Source organism: Enterobacter sp. Crenshaw (genome assembly GCF_024734705.1).
GTDB classification, from domain to species: Bacteria; Pseudomonadota; Gammaproteobacteria; order Enterobacterales; family Enterobacteriaceae; genus Enterobacter; species Enterobacter asburiae_B.
Genome location: NZ_CP102932.1, coordinates 4,498,609 through 4,514,120 on the forward strand (window position 1 = coordinate 4,498,609; position 15,512 = coordinate 4,514,120).

The 15,512-nt window shown below is 57.9% G+C and carries 12 protein-coding genes; 7 read left to right on the plus strand and 5 right to left on the minus strand.

Annotated elements, in window-relative coordinates:
• Positions 1-6: 6 nt before the first annotated feature.
• From katG to metB, 4 genes are all read right to left on the minus strand, one after another.
• Positions 7-2,187 carry a catalase/peroxidase HPI gene (katG, locus tag NWV12_RS21455; RefSeq protein ID WP_033146930.1) on the minus strand — a complete coding sequence of 727 codons (2,181 nt, stop codon included), beginning with the start codon at positions 2,185-2,187 and terminating at the stop codon, positions 7-9.
• Between the two features lie 147 nt (positions 2,188-2,334).
• Positions 2,335-3,222, minus strand: a complete 888-nt coding sequence (gene metF / locus NWV12_RS21460; protein ID WP_033146931.1) for a methylenetetrahydrofolate reductase — start codon at positions 3,220-3,222, stop codon at positions 2,335-2,337.
• 226 nt (positions 3,223-3,448) lie between these two features.
• Positions 3,449-5,881 (minus strand): bifunctional aspartate kinase/homoserine dehydrogenase II, encoded by a 2,433-nt coding sequence (locus NWV12_RS21465; RefSeq protein WP_048976555.1) that lies wholly within the window; start codon positions 5,879-5,881, stop codon positions 3,449-3,451.
• Between the two features lie 2 nt (positions 5,882-5,883).
• Complete coding sequence (gene metB, locus NWV12_RS21470) at positions 5,884-7,044, minus strand: cystathionine gamma-synthase (protein WP_048978884.1); 1,161 nt, start codon at positions 7,042-7,044, stop codon at positions 5,884-5,886.
• 276 nt (positions 7,045-7,320) lie between these two features.
• Here metB and metJ point away from each other — a divergent pair, with 276 nt between their 5' ends.
• Positions 7,321-7,638 (plus strand): met regulon transcriptional regulator MetJ, encoded by a 318-nt coding sequence (gene metJ / locus NWV12_RS21475; protein ID WP_007369220.1) that lies wholly within the window; start codon positions 7,321-7,323, stop codon positions 7,636-7,638.
• 48 nt (positions 7,639-7,686) lie between these two features.
• On the opposite strand, the gene rpmE is transcribed toward metJ, so the two are convergent.
• Positions 7,687-7,899: a 50S ribosomal protein L31 gene (gene rpmE / locus NWV12_RS21480; RefSeq protein WP_003862040.1), complete on the minus strand. Its 213-nt coding sequence runs from the start codon at positions 7,897-7,899 to the stop codon at positions 7,687-7,689.
• Between the two features lie 200 nt (positions 7,900-8,099).
• On the opposite strand from rpmE, the gene priA reads away from it, so the two are divergent.
• From priA to menA, 6 genes are all read left to right on the plus strand, one after another.
• Positions 8,100-10,295 carry a primosomal protein N' gene (gene priA, locus NWV12_RS21485; protein WP_029739193.1) on the plus strand — a complete coding sequence of 732 codons (2,196 nt, stop codon included), beginning with the start codon at positions 8,100-8,102 and terminating at the stop codon, positions 10,293-10,295.
• Positions 10,296-10,414: 119 nt separating this feature from the next.
• The gene (gene cytR / locus NWV12_RS21490) at positions 10,415-11,440 is read left to right on the plus strand and encodes a DNA-binding transcriptional regulator CytR (protein WP_023309683.1); all 1,026 of its coding nucleotides are present in this window, start codon (positions 10,415-10,417) and stop codon (positions 11,438-11,440) included.
• Positions 11,441-11,533: 93 nt separating this feature from the next.
• The gene (gene ftsN, locus NWV12_RS21495) at positions 11,534-12,529 is read left to right on the plus strand and encodes a cell division protein FtsN (RefSeq protein ID WP_048978883.1); all 996 of its coding nucleotides are present in this window, start codon (positions 11,534-11,536) and stop codon (positions 12,527-12,529) included.
• 94 nt (positions 12,530-12,623) lie between these two features.
• Positions 12,624-13,154, plus strand: coding sequence for an ATP-dependent protease subunit HslV (hslV, locus tag NWV12_RS21500; RefSeq protein WP_008501802.1), 531 nt, complete (start codon positions 12,624-12,626; stop codon positions 13,152-13,154).
• A 9-nt stretch (positions 13,155-13,163) separates the two neighbouring features.
• Complete coding sequence (gene hslU, locus NWV12_RS21505) at positions 13,164-14,498, plus strand: HslU--HslV peptidase ATPase subunit (RefSeq protein ID WP_023309685.1); 1,335 nt, start codon at positions 13,164-13,166, stop codon at positions 14,496-14,498.
• A 68-nt stretch (positions 14,499-14,566) separates the two neighbouring features.
• Entirely contained in the window at positions 14,567-15,487 is a 921-nt protein-coding gene (gene menA / locus NWV12_RS21510; protein ID WP_033146936.1) for a 1,4-dihydroxy-2-naphthoate polyprenyltransferase, read from the plus strand.
• Positions 15,488-15,512: the final 25 nt, after the last annotated feature.

Below are 15,512 nucleotides of genomic sequence, written 5' to 3' on the forward strand. Positions count from 1 at the left end.
CAACGGTTACTGCAGGTCAAACCGGTCCAGATCCATCACCTTCGCCCATGCGGCAACGAAGTCGCGGACGAACTTCTCGCTGGCATCGCTGCTGGCATAAACCTCTGCCAGCGCGCGCAGGACGGCGTTAGAACCGAAGACCAGATCGGCGCGGGTGGCGGTGTATTTCACTTCACCGCTGGCGCGATCGCTTCCGGCAAACAGTTCATTAGATTCGTCGGTTGCCTTCCACTGGGTGTTCATGTCCAGCAGATTCACGAAGAAATCGTTGCTCAGCACGCCCTCGCGGTCGGTAAACACGCCATTCTTGCTGCCATCAAAGTTTGCACCCAGCACGCGCAGGCCACCGATCAGCACCGTCAGCTCAGGCGCGGTCAGCGTCAGCTGCTGGGCTTTGTCGATCAGCAGCGACTCAGTGGTGGACACATCCACCTGCGCACGGTAGTTGCGGAAGCCGTCGGCAATCGGTTCGAGCAGGTTAAACATCTCGATATCCGTCTGATCCTGACGTGCATCCACGCGCCCTGGCGTAAACGGAACGTTGACGTAAACGCCTGCCGCTTTCGCCGCCTGCTCAACGCCCACGACGCCCGCCAGCACGATGATATCGGCCAGAGAGGCTTTGTTGGTGGTGCGCTGGATAGCTTCCAAAGCCGGCAACGCGCGAACCGCTGCGGCGTTCACATCCCAGTCGCGCTGAGGGGCCAGCGCCAGACGCGCGCCGTTGGCGCCGCCGCGCTTGTCGCCGCCGCGGAAGGTCGACGCTGACGCCCAGGCAACGGAAATCAGTTCGCTCACGGAGAGGCCAGAGGCAGCGATTTCCGCCTTCAGGCTTTCAATGTCTTCTTTCGACGGATTGAAGACCGCCTGCGGCAGCGGGTCCTGCCAGATCAGATCTTCTTTCGGCACTTCCGGGCCAAGGTAACGCGATTTTGGCCCCATATCGCGGTGGGTCAGCTTGTACCACGCGCGCGCGAAGGCTTCGTTGAAGGCCTGCGGATCGTTCAGGAAGCGGCGGGAAATTTTCTCGAATTCCGGATCAAAACGCAGCGTCAGGTCGGTGACCAGCATGGTAGGTTTGCGTTTTTTCGACGGGTCGAACGGATCGGGCATGATTTCCGGCGCATCCACGGCTTCAAACTGAATCGCCCCCGCCGGGCTGCGGGTCTGCACCCATTCGTATTTGAACAGGTTTTCGAAGAAGTAGTTGCTCCACTGGGTCGGGGTTTGCGACCAGATGACTTCCAGACCGGAGGTAATGGCATCTGCGCCAATTCCCGTGCCGTGCGTGCTGGCCCAGCCCAGGCCCTGCGCTTCAATCGGCGAGGCTTCCGGGTCGGTGCCGACGTGCGTGGCTTCACCCGCGCCGTGGGTTTTGCCAAGGGTGTGGCCGCCCGCGATCAGCGCAACGGTCTCTTCGTCGTTCATCCCCATGTTGCCGAAGGTGGCACGAATGGCAGCCGCAGCAGACAGAGGTTCACCGCTGGCGTTTGGCCCTTCCGGGTTCACATAAATCAGGCCCATTTCGGTGGCGGCCAGCGGTCGCTTCGCCAGCGCCTCCGGGTCACGGTGGGTTAGCCAGGCTTTTTCATCTCCCCAGTTCACGTCCAGGTCTGGTTCCCAGACGTCTTCACGCCCGGCACCGAAACCAAAGGTACGGAAGCCGGAGTTCTCCAGCGCCACGTTACCCGCGAGGATAAACAGGTCAGCCCAGGAAATTTTTTGGCCGTATTTTTGCTTGATGGGCCACAGCAGACGGCGCGCCTTATCCAGGCTCACGTTATCCGGCCAGGAGTTCAGCGGCGCAAAGCGCTGTTGACCGCGGCCTGCGCCACCGCGCCCGTCAACGGAGCGATAGGTCCCCGCGCCGTGCCAGGCCATACGGATAAACAGGCCCGCATAGCTGCCCCAGTCGGCAGGCCACCACGGTTGAGAGTCGGTTAAAAGGGCTTTGAGGTCGCCTTTAAGGGCGGAGTAATCAAGTTTGCTGAATTCTTTGCGGTAGTCGAAGTCTTCACCCAGCGGGTTCGAACGATTGGAATGTTGATTAAGAAGATCGATGCGGAGTTGTTTTGGCCACCAGTCGCGGCTGCCTGTACCTGCCCCCGCGCTGTGATCGACGCCGCCCTGGTGGAACGGGCATTTGCCGACCGATGCCGCTTTATTGGTCTCGTCTGACGTGCTCATCGCTATGCTCCCTTTTACAGTGTTACCGTTACGATATACACCACTAGCAATAAGTTATAGTTGAATTAATCCACAGATTCGATAGCTAATACCTTTTAACTATTCGCGTAACTAAAAAGCCCTCGTGATACGAGGGCTTTGTGCTTATTACGCCGGACGAACACCCAGCGTATGGCAAATGGCGTAGCTCATCTCCGCGCGGTTCAGCGTATAGAAGTGGAAATCTTTCACCCCTTCACGGCTTAAAATTTTCACCATGTCCATCGCGATATTGGCCCCCACCAGCTTGCGGGTTTCCGGGTCATCGTCCAGCCCTTCGTACATTTTGGACATCCACAGCGGAATGCGGACATTGGTCATATCGGCGAACTTCTTCGCCTGTTTGAAGTTAGAGACCGGCAGAATACCCGGGATAATTTCAACGTCGATGCCCGCGGAGACGCAGCGGTCACGGAATCGCAGGTAGCTTTCCACATCAAAGAAGAACTGGGTAATGGCACGGTTCGCGCCGGCGTCCACTTTACGCCTGAGGTTCAGCAGATCGGCCTGGGCACTTTTCGCTTCCGGATGCACCTCAGGATAAGCGGCAACGGAGATATCAAAATCAGCCACCTCTTTCAGCAGCGCGACCAGATCGGCGGCATACATGTCCGGCTTACCGCTGCCCGGCGGCAGGTCACCGCGCAGAGCGACGATATGACGAATGCCGTTATTCCAGTAATCCTGAGCGATGGCCCGCAGCTCGTCGCGGGTGGCGTCGATACAGGTGAGATGCGGCGCCGCTTCCAGACCGGTACGATCTTTGATGCCTTTAATGATGCTGTGCGTACGGTCACGCTCGCCGGAGTTAGCACCGTAAGTCACGGAGACGAACTTCGGCTTCAGGCTGCTGAGACGATCGATAGAACTCCACAGAGTTTGCTCCATTTCACTGGTGCGCGGCGGGAAAAATTCAAAAGAGACGTTAATCTGGCCGTTTACTTCGGCCAGGCTCTGATTCAGTGCTTCCCGCTGGTTGGCGTGAAAAAAGCTCATACCTTACCTCTATCAATCGCATGTCGTTATTTGTTGTGTTGTGAACTTCTATACGTTTAGACGTCCAGATGTAAAAATGACGGAAAAGCGGAGGGACGTCAACATAAATAATCAACAATAACGGTGAGGTTTGCTCAGGGAATATGAGGGAAATTCAGGATGAGGGTGAGTGCGGTCTGATGCCCTCACCCTAACCCTCTCCCACAGGGAGAGGGAAATTCAGGCTTTACAGCAGCTTAGCCAGACGGTTGATGTCGGACTGAATGGCTCCAGCGGTGACATCGCGACCCGCGCCAGGCCCGCGGATCACCAGCGGGTTATCGCGATACCAGCGGCTTTCGATGGCGAAGACGTTATCGCACGGCAGCAGCGCCGCCAGCGGATGTTCAGGACGCACCGCCTCGACGCCGACTCGCGCTTTTCCGTTGGCCTCGAAACGCGCCACATAGCGCAGTACCAGCCCCATCTCGTTCGCCGCTTCCAGACGCTGTACCATCTGCTCGTTAAGCTCTTCACCATTTTCAAAGAAATGATCCACAGAACCTTCTTCACAGCCGGCAGGCACCAGCGATTCGACGCGTACGGAATCCGGTTCGATGTCATAACCGGCTTCACGCGCCAGGATCACCAGCTTACGCATCACGTCTTTGCCGGAAAGGTCAACGCGCGGATCGGGCTCGGTTAAGCCCTGCTGCCACGCCTGATCCACCAGGTCGGTGAACGGTACGGTGCCGTCAAACTGCAGGAACAGCCAGGAGAGCGTGCCGGAGAAGATACCGCTCAGCGCCAGAATGCTGTCGCCGCTTTCAATCAGGTCACGCACGGTGTGGTTAACCGGCAGGCCAGCCCCAACGGTGGCGTTATAAAGCCAGTGGCGCCCCGTTTTTTCAAACGCGTCGTGGATCTGGCGGTATTTATCAGTGCTGCTCGCCCCTGCCAGCTTGTTCGCACTGATGACGTGGAAACCGTGGCTGGCAAAATCCAGATACTGATCCGCAAGCTGTTCGCTGGCGGTAACGTCCAGCACCACCAGATCGTCATACGGGTGCGCGCGCATCCACAGGAACAGCGACTCTTCATCCTGCTCTACCGCTTCATCATTAAAGAACGCAAGCGCGCGGCTGGCGTCCAGCCCTTCGTAGTTCAGCAGGCTGCGGCGGCTGTCCACCACGCCCGCGAGAATGAATTCAAATCCGGTACGCGCCGAGAGCGTCACCTGTTCGCGGGCAAACAGTTCCAGCCAGCGGGAACCGATGTTGCCTTTCCCGAACAGCACCAGGCCGATGCGCTTTTCCGCGCGGAACAGGGAGGTGTGCAGACCCTGAATCAGGCTCTCGGTTGGCCCTTTGCGCAGGACGGCGACCAGGCTGATGCCCTCTTCCGACTGCCAGGTGAACTCCACCGGCTGGCCTTTCAGCTGCTGCCAGAAGCGGTGGCAGTGCAGCGGGTTACGGGTGACGCCCGCGCCCACCATCGCCACCAGCGCCAGCCCCTGACGCAGGCGAAGCTCGCCCGGCAGGCCCGCTTCATCCAGAATTTTCAGCGCGCTGTCCGCCACTTCCGCGGTATAGCAGAACTGTAACAGCTGGCGATCGTTATGCACGCCAACGGCCAGCGGACGCACCTGGGCGCGTTTGAGGATCGTGTCGATATCTTTATGCGCCAGCTTGAAGTCCTGGCCCGCAGGCACCTGGAACTCAATCAGGCAGATGTCGTCGTGGCTGGTGACAATACGCGCCCCGGTACCGGACGCCAGCACGCGTTCAATACGCGTAGAGCCTTGATCCGGGGTGTAACTGCAGCGCAGCTGGAGGTCGATATCGCTGCCGGAAACCGGCTGCAGCGTGCGCGCGTGCAGTACCGGCGCGGCCAGACGCGCCAGCTCGCTGGCTTCGTCGAGACGCAGCAGCGGCAGCAGGCAGGCATCTTTTACTTTACGCGGGTCCGCGCTGTACACACCGGCCACGTCGCTCCAGATGGTGACGCGGGACACGCCCGCCAGGGCACCAATCTGCGTTGCCGAGTAGTCCGAACCGTTACGGCCCAGCAGCACGGTTTCGCCCGCGTTGCTGCGGCTGATAAAGCCGGTGACGACAATACGTTTGCCCGGGTGCTGCACCAGCAGCTGTTGCAGCAGCGGGTAGGACAACCCTTCATCCACCTGCGGCTGCGCGGCGCGTTCGGCGCGCAGGAAATCACGCGCGTCGAGCCAGGCCGCTTCCACGCCCAAGTGTTGCAGCACGGCGGCCATCAGGCGCGCGGACCACACTTCACCGTGGCCCACCACTTCGGCATACACCGCGTCGGTAATTCCGCTGTCCAGCAGGGCAGCCAGACGCTCAAGGTCATGCGTAAAGGCGCCGATCAGCCCGTCCGCCACGTCCGCAGGCAGCAGGCCGGCAATCAGCTCGCTCTGGTAACGGCGTAAGGACTGTTGCACCTGATGCGCAGAAAGGCGATCGGTCTGGCTCAGTTTCAGCCAGCTAATCAACTGGTTGGTGGTGCTGCCCGCCGCCGAGACAACCATCATGTCACCCGGCTGTGAATATTCCGTCATGATCCCTGCAACGCGCAGGTAACATTTCACATCAGCAAGACTACTACCACCAAACTTGTGCAGTTGACGACCCTTCGCCCCTGCCTGCGCTATCACACTCATGATTACCCCTTGGCTGCGATCCGGAAGGCATTTTCCAGATCGGCAATTAAATCTTCAGAATCTTCAATGCCGGTTGAGATACGCAGCAGCGTCTCAGAAATTCCGGCGGCGGCACGAGCTTCCGGTGCCATACCTGCGTGCGTCATGGTCGCGGCGTGGGAGATCAAGCTTTCAACCCCACCTAAGGATTCCGCCAGCGTAAACAATGACAGCCCGCCCAGGAAGCGACGCAGCGTTTGCTCGTCACCGTCCAGTTCAAAACTTAACATCGCGCCAAACCCTTTCTGCTGACGCGCGGCAATCTCGTGCCCCTGATTTTCCGGCAGCGACGGGTGATAAAGCTTTTTCACCAGCGGCTGGGTTTTCAGGAAATCGACAATCGCCTGGGCATTGCGCTGCGCTACGTCCATGCGCGGCGACAGCGTGCGGATGCCGCGCAACAGCAGATAGCTGTCGAAGGCCCCCGCGGTGACGCCAATATTATTGGCCCACCATGCCAGTTCGGTGACAACGTCGGGATCTTTGGCAATCACCACGCCCGCCACCACATCAGAATGGCCGTTCAGATATTTAGTGCATGAATGCAATACCAGATCGGCACCCAGTGCGAGTGGGTTCTGAAGGGCCGGACTGAGGAACGTATTATCCACTACACTTATCGCTCCCGCATCCCTTGCGAGCTGACAAATTTTCGCAATATCGACAACGCGCAACAATGGATTGCTTGGACTTTCCACCAGAACCAGCTTCGGTTTCTCTGCCAGGGCCTGTTTCAGCGCCTGTTCGTCGTTTTGATCGACAAACAGCACGCGATAGCAGCCGCGTTTCGCCAGGCTGTCAAACAGGCGATAGCTGCCGCCGTAGCAGTCGTGCGGCGCGACCAGCAGATCGCCCGGTTTCAGGAACACCGTGGTCACCAGGTGAATGGCGGACATCCCCGTATTGGTTAATACTGCACCTGCGCCACCTTCCAGCTCGGCCAGCGCGCGCTGGGTCACGTCACGCGTAGGGTTGCCACGACGCGAATAATCATGCGCGCGGGGTTCATTAAATCCGGTGAAATTATAGGTACTGGAAAGATGAATCGGCGGGACAACGCAGCCGTACTGCTCGTCATCATTTAATCCGCTACGCACTGCAATAGTGGCCTGTTTACGCGTCATGGTGAGGGCTTCCTGGCGAATGAGGTGAAAAGTCAGGCACCAGAGTAAACACTGAAAGTATGGACGTCAATACATCTGGACATCTAAACTTCTTTGCGTATAGATTGAGCAATGCTCAAATAGCCGTTAAAATTATATGCTTTAGTGCACGCTGCAGCGGCAATATCCGTGCCACGGTATCGTCTCTACGGTAAACTAGACAAGATTGCGGTTCAAAACGGGTGGTTACAGGTTTTGCACCTTTAAATAAATGACTGAGAGGATTAAAGGTATCTCATGGCTGAATGGAGCGGCGAATATATCAGCCCATACGCTGAGCACGGTAAGAAGAGTGAGCAAGTAAAGAAAATTACGGTTTCCATTCCTCTGAAGGTGTTGAAGATCCTCACCGATGAACGTACGCGTCGTCAGGTGAACAACCTGCGCCACGCGACCAACAGCGAACTGCTGTGCGAAGCGTTTCTGCATGCGTTTACCGGTCAACCGTTGCCGAACGATGAAGATCTGCGCAAAGAGCGCAGTGATGAAATCCCGGAAGAGGCGAAGGTGATCATGCGTGAACTGGGTATTGACCCGGATACGTGGGAATACTGAGAAGCGGATACAAAAAAGGCACCTTGCGGTGCCTTTTTTTCGGGAAACTTATTTAGCGCCCGGGATGCTGAAACGCTTGTTGAAGCGGTCAACACGGCCACCGGTTGCAACGTCACGCTGCTTACCAGTGTAGAACGGGTGGCATTTGCCGCACACGTCCAGGTTCAGATCGTGACCCACGGTAGAGCGGATCTGGATAGAGTTACCGCAAGAACAGTTTGCAGTAATCATTTCGTATTTCGGGTGAATATCTTTTTTCATGGGAGAACCTCAGTTAAGGCCGCGTCGCTCTTCCAGCCCTAACGCCAGACACCACGCGATGTTGATTGTAAGTTCTTTGGCGTAAAGTACACCAAAGGCGGCGAATCATACAGAATTTGACCAACGTATGCAAACTGATCCGCACGCCGCTTTTACTAATGTGTATACTAACGCGCCACTTTTCAAGTCAGGAAGATTCGATGCCCGTCGCTCACGTTGCCCTGCCCGTTCCGCTTCCCCGCACCTTTGACTACCTGCTGCCCGACAGCATGAGCGCCAAAGCGGGTTGCCGCGTGACCGTGCCGTTTGGCAAACAGCAGCGCGTGGGGATCGTCGTCTCCGTCAGCGATAAAAGCGAATTACCGCTTAACGAGCTGAAGTCGGTCGTTGAGGTGCTGGACAGCGAGCCGGTTTACTCCACCAGCACCTGGCGACTGCTGCTGTGGGCGGCGGATTATTATCATCACCCGATTGGCGACGTGCTGTTCCACGCCCTGCCGATCATGCTGCGCCAGGGCAAAAGCGCCAGCCACGCGCCGATGTGGTACTGGTTTGCCACCGAGCAGGGCCAGGCGGTGGACATCAACAGCCTGAAGCGATCGCAGAAACAGCAGCAGGCGCTGGCGGCGCTGCGTCAGGGAAAAATCTGGCGACATCAGGTCGACGAGCTTGAGGTCAGCGAAACGGCGCTACAGGCCTTAAGAAAGAAAGGGCTGAGCGAACTGGCTAGCGAAGCCCCCGCTCTTTACGACTGGCGGGAGAGTTTCTCTGTTTCAGGGGATCGCCTGCGTCTGAATACCGAGCAGGCCACCGCCGTGGGCGCGATTCATAGCGCCTCCGATCATTTCTCTGCCTGGCTGCTGGCGGGGGTCACCGGTTCCGGCAAGACCGAAGTCTACCTGAGCGTGCTGGAAAACGTGCTGGCTCAGGGCAAACAGGCGCTGGTGATGGTGCCGGAAATTGGCCTGACGCCGCAAACCATCGCCCGATTCCGCGAGCGCTTTAACGCGCCGGTTGAGGTGCTGCACTCCGGCCTGAACGACAGCGAACGCCTCAGCGCCTGGCTGAAAGCGAAAAACGGCGAAGCGGCGATTGTGATCGGCACCCGCTCGTCGCTGTTTACGCCGTTTAAAAATCTTGGCGTTATCGTGATCGACGAAGAGCACGACAGCTCCTATAAACAGCAGGAGGGCTGGCGCTACCATGCCCGCGATCTGGCGGTCTATCGCGCGCACAGCGAGCAAATTCCCATTATTCTCGGCTCCGCCACGCCGGCGCTCGAAACGCTGCACAACGTGCGCCAGCGCAAATACCACATGCTGCGCCTGACCCGTCGGGCGGGGAATGCCCGTCCGGCCATTCAGCACGTGCTGGATCTGAAAGGTCAGCAGGTTCAGGCCGGGCTTGCGCCTGCACTGATCACCCGCATGCGCCAGCATTTGCAGGCGGGGAATCAGGTCATTCTGTTTCTGAACCGCCGCGGATTCGCCCCCGCCCTGCTGTGCCACGACTGCGGCTGGATTGCCGAGTGTCCGCGCTGCGACCACTACTATACCTTCCACCAGGCCCAGCGGCATTTGCGCTGCCACCACTGCGACAGCCAGCGCCCGGTGCCGCGCCAGTGCCCGTCGTGTGGCTCAACGCATATCGTGCCGGTCGGTCTGGGGACGGAACAGCTGGAACAGGCGCTTGGCCCTTTCTTCCCGGACGTGCCTATTTCGCGTATCGACCGGGACACCACCAGCCGCAAGGGCGCGCTGGAACAACAGCTGGCGGAAGTGCATCGCGGTGGCGCGCGCATCCTGATTGGTACGCAGATGCTGGCGAAAGGCCACCACTTCCCGGACGTCACGCTTGTCGCCCTGCTGGACGTGGACGGCGCGTTGTTCTCGGCAGATTTCCGCTCAGCCGAGCGCTTCGCCCAGCTATATACCCAGGTGGCAGGGCGTGCCGGTCGCGCCGGTAAACAGGGCGAAGTGGTGTTGCAAACGCACCACCCTGAGCATCCGCTGCTGCAAACCCTGCTTCATAAAGGCTATGACGCTTTTGCCGAGCAGGCGCTGGCCGAACGACAGACTATGCAGCTGCCGCCGTGGACCAGCCACGTCATCATCCGCGCGGAAGATCACAATAACCAGCAGGCGCCGCTTTTCCTGCAGCAGCTGAGAAACCTCCTGCAGGCCAGCCCGCTGGTGGATAATCAGCTGTGGATCCTGGGCCCGGTGCCGGCACTCGCACCAAAGCGCGGCGGACGTTTCCGCTGGCAAATCTTACTTCAGCACCCCTCACGTGTTCGCCTGCAGCATATCGTCAGCGGCACGCTGGCGCTCATCAACACGCTGCCGGAAGCGCGAAAAGTGAAGTGGGTACTGGACGTCGATCCCATCGAAGGCTGAAGACGGATCGAAAAATTTAACGCTCCTCACACTTTTTATGAAAATTCTGTAACCGATTCCATTAACTATCTGTAAAAATGGTGATGTCAGAAGTTCGGTGTTCAGGCGAGGAGAAGACGTTGAAGTCCAGGAAAGAGGTTGCACCGGCGACCATGAAAGACGTTGCCCAGAAAGCACAAGTCTCTACGGCAACGGTATCCCGCGCATTAATGAACCCGGATAAAGTCTCCCAGGCGACCCGTAACCGGGTAGAGCAGGCTGCGCTTGAAGTGGGCTATTTCCCACAGGCGATGGGGCGTAACGTCAAACGCAATGAGTCGCGCACCATTCTGGTGATTGTGCCGGATATCTGCGACCCCTTCTTCAGCGAGATTATCCGCGGTATTGAAGTCACCGCAGCGGAACAGGGTTACCTGGTGCTGATTGGCGACTGTGCTCATCAGAACCAGCAGGAAAAAACCTTCATCGATCTCATTATCACCAAGCAGATCGACGGCATGCTGCTGCTTGGCTCTCGCCTGCCGTTTGATGCCAGCATTGAAGAGCAGCGTAATTTACCGCCGATGGTGATGGCGAACGAGTTTGCGCCGGAGCTGGAGCTGCCGACGGTCCACATTGATAACCTCACCGCCGCGTTCAACGCCGTAAACTATCTCCAGGAACTGGGGCACAAGCGCATTGGCTGTATTGCCGGGCCGGAAGAGATGCCGCTGTGTCACTATCGCTTACAGGGCTACGTTCAAGCGCTGCGCCGTACCGGCGTCACCGTCGATCCGCACTACATTGCGCGCGGTGACTTTACCTTCGCCGCGGGTGGACAAGCGCTGGAGAAACTTCTGGACCTGCCTGAACCGCCAACCGCCGTATTTTGTCACAGCGACGTGATGGCGCTGGGCGCATTATCTTACGCCAAACGCCGCGGCCTGCGGATACCGAAAGATTTATCGATCATCGGATTCGACAATATTTCGCTTTCAGAATTTTGCGATCCGCCGCTCTCAACGGTCGCTCAGCCGCGCTACCAAATCGGCCGCGAAGCGATGCTGCTTCTGCTGGATCAGCTTCACGGTCAAACAGTTAGCAGCGGCTCGCGGTTGCTGGACTGTGAACTGATTGTCCGCGGCACTACCCAGGCATTGACTTAAAGTAAACGTCTTTCGGATACCCTTATCTGGTCAAAGCCCCGCCGCTTAAGTAACATGGCGGACTGACGAACGAATAAATACAGCGAAACGATAGTGGCACAACGAGATTATGTACGTCGCGGCCAGCCGGCACCTTCGCGACGCAAAAAGAGTAGCTCAAGGAAAAAGCAACGTAACCTGCCTGCTGTCTCGCCAGCAATGGTCGCTATTGCTGCGGCTGTAGTCGTCGCCTTTATTGGTGGCCTGTACTTTATCACGCACCATAAAAAAGAAGAGTCTGAGGCGCTTCAGGCCAGTAAAGTTGCCGGAAATGGCCTTCCTCCGAAGCCTGAAGAGCGCTGGCGCTATATCAAAGAGCTGGAAAGCCGCCAGCCCGGGGTGCGTGCGCCAACCGAACCTTCTGCGGGTGGTGAAGTGCAGAATGCGAATCAGCTGACGGATGAACAGCGTCAGCTGCTGGCCCAAATGCAGGCCGATATGCGCCAGCAGCCTACGCAGCTGAACGAAGTGCCGTGGAATGAGCAGACGCCGGCTCAGCGCCAGCAAACGCTGCAGCGACGTCAGGCGCAACAGCAGATCCAGCAGCAACAACAGCAGCAGTGGGCGCAAACCCAGCCGGTGCAGCAGCCGAAAGCACAGCCGCGGGTAACGGAACAGCCATACCAGCAGCCGACGCGTACGGCGCAGTCTCAGCCAGTCCAGCAGCAGCCGAAAACGCAGCCGCAGAAACAGGCCGCTCAGCCGTATCAGGATCTGCTCCAGACGCCAGCGCATACCACCGCGCAGCAGCCGAAAACGCAGCAGGCCGCGCCGGTGACCAAAGAGACCGAAGCGCCGAAGCAGACGGCTGAGAAAAAAGACGAGCGCCGCTGGATGGTACAGTGCGGTTCGTTCAAAGGCGCAGAGCAGGCGGAAACGGTACGTGCTCAGCTGGCCTTTGAAGGGTTTGATTCGCGTATTACCACCAATAACGGCTGGAATCGCGTGGTGATTGGTCCGGTCAAAGGCAAAGAAAATGCCGATGGCACCATTTCTCGTTTGAAAATCGCCGGCCATACAAACTGCATTCGACTCGCCTCCGGGGGTTGAAACCCCCGAAATCCCCCCCATCTATCATTTAATTCAGCCCTGAGCACAGGCTCAGGGCTTCTGTTTCCCGATTCTGTAACCAGGGGGTCTGCTTGTGACAACAATAGTAAGTGTACGCCGTAACGGCCATGTGGTAATCGCCGGTGATGGCCAGGCCACGCTGGGTAATACCGTCATGAAAGGCAACGTGAAGAAAGTGCGCCGCCTCTACAACGACAAAGTGATCGCCGGTTTTGCAGGCGGCACGGCGGACGCCTTCACGCTGTTTGAACTGTTTGAACGCAAACTGGAAATGCACCAGGGTCATCTGGTGAAAGCTGCCGTTGAGCTGGCGAAAGACTGGCGTACCGACCGCATGCTGCGCAAGCTCGAAGCGCTGCTGGCCGTGGCCGATGAAACCGCCTCGCTGATCATCACCGGTAACGGTGACGTCATTCAGCCGGAAAATGATCTGATTGCCATCGGCTCTGGCGGCCCTTATGCCCAGGCTGCAGCCCGCGCGCTGTTGGAGAATACCGACATGAACGCGCGTGATATCGCGGTGAAGGCGTTGGATATTGCAGGTGATATCTGCATTTATACCAACCACAACCACACCATCGAAGAATTGACCTCCAAAGCGTAAGGATCTCCCATGTCTGAAATGACCCCACGCGAAATTGTCAGCGAACTGAACAAACACATTATCGGCCAGGATAACGCCAAGCGTTCGGTGGCCATCGCCCTGCGTAACCGCTGGCGTCGTATGCAGCTTGACGAAGAGCTGCGCCACGAAGTGACGCCAAAAAACATTCTGATGATCGGCCCGACCGGCGTCGGTAAAACCGAAATTGCCCGTCGCCTGGCGAAGCTGGCTAACGCGCCGTTCATCAAAGTTGAAGCCACCAAGTTCACAGAAGTGGGCTATGTGGGTAAAGAAGTGGACTCCATCATCCGCGATCTGACCGACTCGGCGATCAAGATGGTGCGCGTCCAGGCGATCGAGAAAAACCGCTATCGCGCGGAAGAGATGGCCGAAGAGCGCATTCTCGACGTGCTGATCCCACCGGCAAAAAACAACTGGGGCCAGGCAGAGCAGCAGGCGGAACCTTCTGCGGCGCGCCAGGCATTCCGCAAGAAGCTGCGTGAAGGCCAGCTGGACGACAAAGAGATTGAGATCGATCTCGCTGCCGCGCCAATGGGTGTGGAAATCATGGCACCTCCGGGCATGGAAGAGATGACCAGCCAGCTGCAGTCCATGTTCCAGAACCTGGGCGGCCAGAAGCAGAAAGCGCGTAAGCTGAAAATTAAAGACGCGATGAAGCTGCTGATTGAAGAAGAAGCGGCGAAGCTGGTAAACCCGGAAGAGCTGAAGCAGGACGCTATCGACGCGGTTGAGCAGCACGGTATCGTGTTTATCGACGAAATCGACAAAATTTGTAAGCGCGGCGGCAACAGCTCCGGCCCGGACGTGTCCCGCGAAGGCGTTCAGCGCGACCTGCTGCCGCTGGTTGAAGGCTGCACAGTCTCCACCAAGCACGGCATGGTGAAAACGGACCACATCCTGTTTATCGCTTCAGGGGCGTTCCAGGTTGCCAGCCCGTCGGATCTGATCCCCGAACTGCAGGGGCGTCTGCCTATCCGCGTTGAGCTGCAGGCGCTTACTACCGAAGATTTCGAACGTATCCTGACCGAGCCAAACGCCTCTGCTACCGTACAGTACAAAGCGCTGATGGCGACCGAAGGCGTGAACCTCGAGTTCACCGAAGACGGTATCAAGCGTATTGCCCAAGCCGCATGGCAGGTCAACGAAACCACCGAGAACATCGGTGCGCGTCGCCTGCATACCGTGCTGGAACGCCTGGTAGAAGATATCTCTTATGACGCGAGCGACCTTAACGGCCAAACCGTTACCATTGACGCAGAATATGTGAGTAAACATCTGGATGCGTTAGTGGCAGATGAAGATCTGAGCCGTTTTATCCTATAATCGCGGTTACTGGATTCTCATCACGTTTAATGGGGGCTAATGCCCCCATTTTTATTGGCTAAATACTTATGACTGACATCAGCCGTACTCAGGCGTGGCTCGAAAGTCTGCGCCCTAAAACGCTTCCTCTGGCCTTTGCCGCAATTATCGTCGGCACCGCCCTTGCCTGGTGGCAGGGTTATTTTGATCCGCTGGTCGCCGCGCTGGCACTGATTACCGCCGGCCTGCTGCAAATTCTCTCTAATCTCGCCAACGACTACGGCGACGCGGTAAAAGGCAGCGACAAGCCGGACCGCATAGGGCCACTGCGCGGAATGCAGAAAGGGGTGATTACCCAGGCGCAGATGAAACGCGCGCTGATTATCACCGTGGTGCTGATCTGCGTATCCGGCCTGGCGCTGGTGACGGTGGCGTCTAAGACCACCAGCGATTTCATTGGCTTCCTGGTGCTGGGTTTACTGGCCATTATCGCGGCCATCACCTACACCGTCGGCACGCGTCCTTACGGTTATATTGGGCTCGGGGATATCTCCGTACTGGTGTTCTTCGGCTGGCTGAGCGTGATGGGAAGCTGGTACCTGCAGGCGCATACGGTGATCCCTGCCCTGTTCCTGCCCGCGACCGCCTGCGGTCTGCTGGCGACGGCGGTGCTCAACATCAACAACCTGCGCGACATCGACAGCGATCGCGAGAACGGCAAAAACACCCTGGCGGTTCGTCTGGGGCCGGTCAATGCGCGCCGCTATCACGCCTGTTTGCTCATTGGCGCGCTGGTTTGCCTGGCGCTGTTTAACCTGATTTCCTTGCAGAGCTTGTGGGGCTGGCTGTTTGTGCTTGCCGCGCCGCTGCTGATTAAGCAGGCCCGCTTTGTGATGCGTGAACTCAGCCCGTCCGCCATGCCGCCAATGCTGGAGCGCACGGTAAAAGGCGCGTTGCTGACTAACCTGTTGTTCGTCATCGGGATTGTTTTAAGCCAGACGCTGCGTTAGCTGACAAATATCAATTAACAATTGA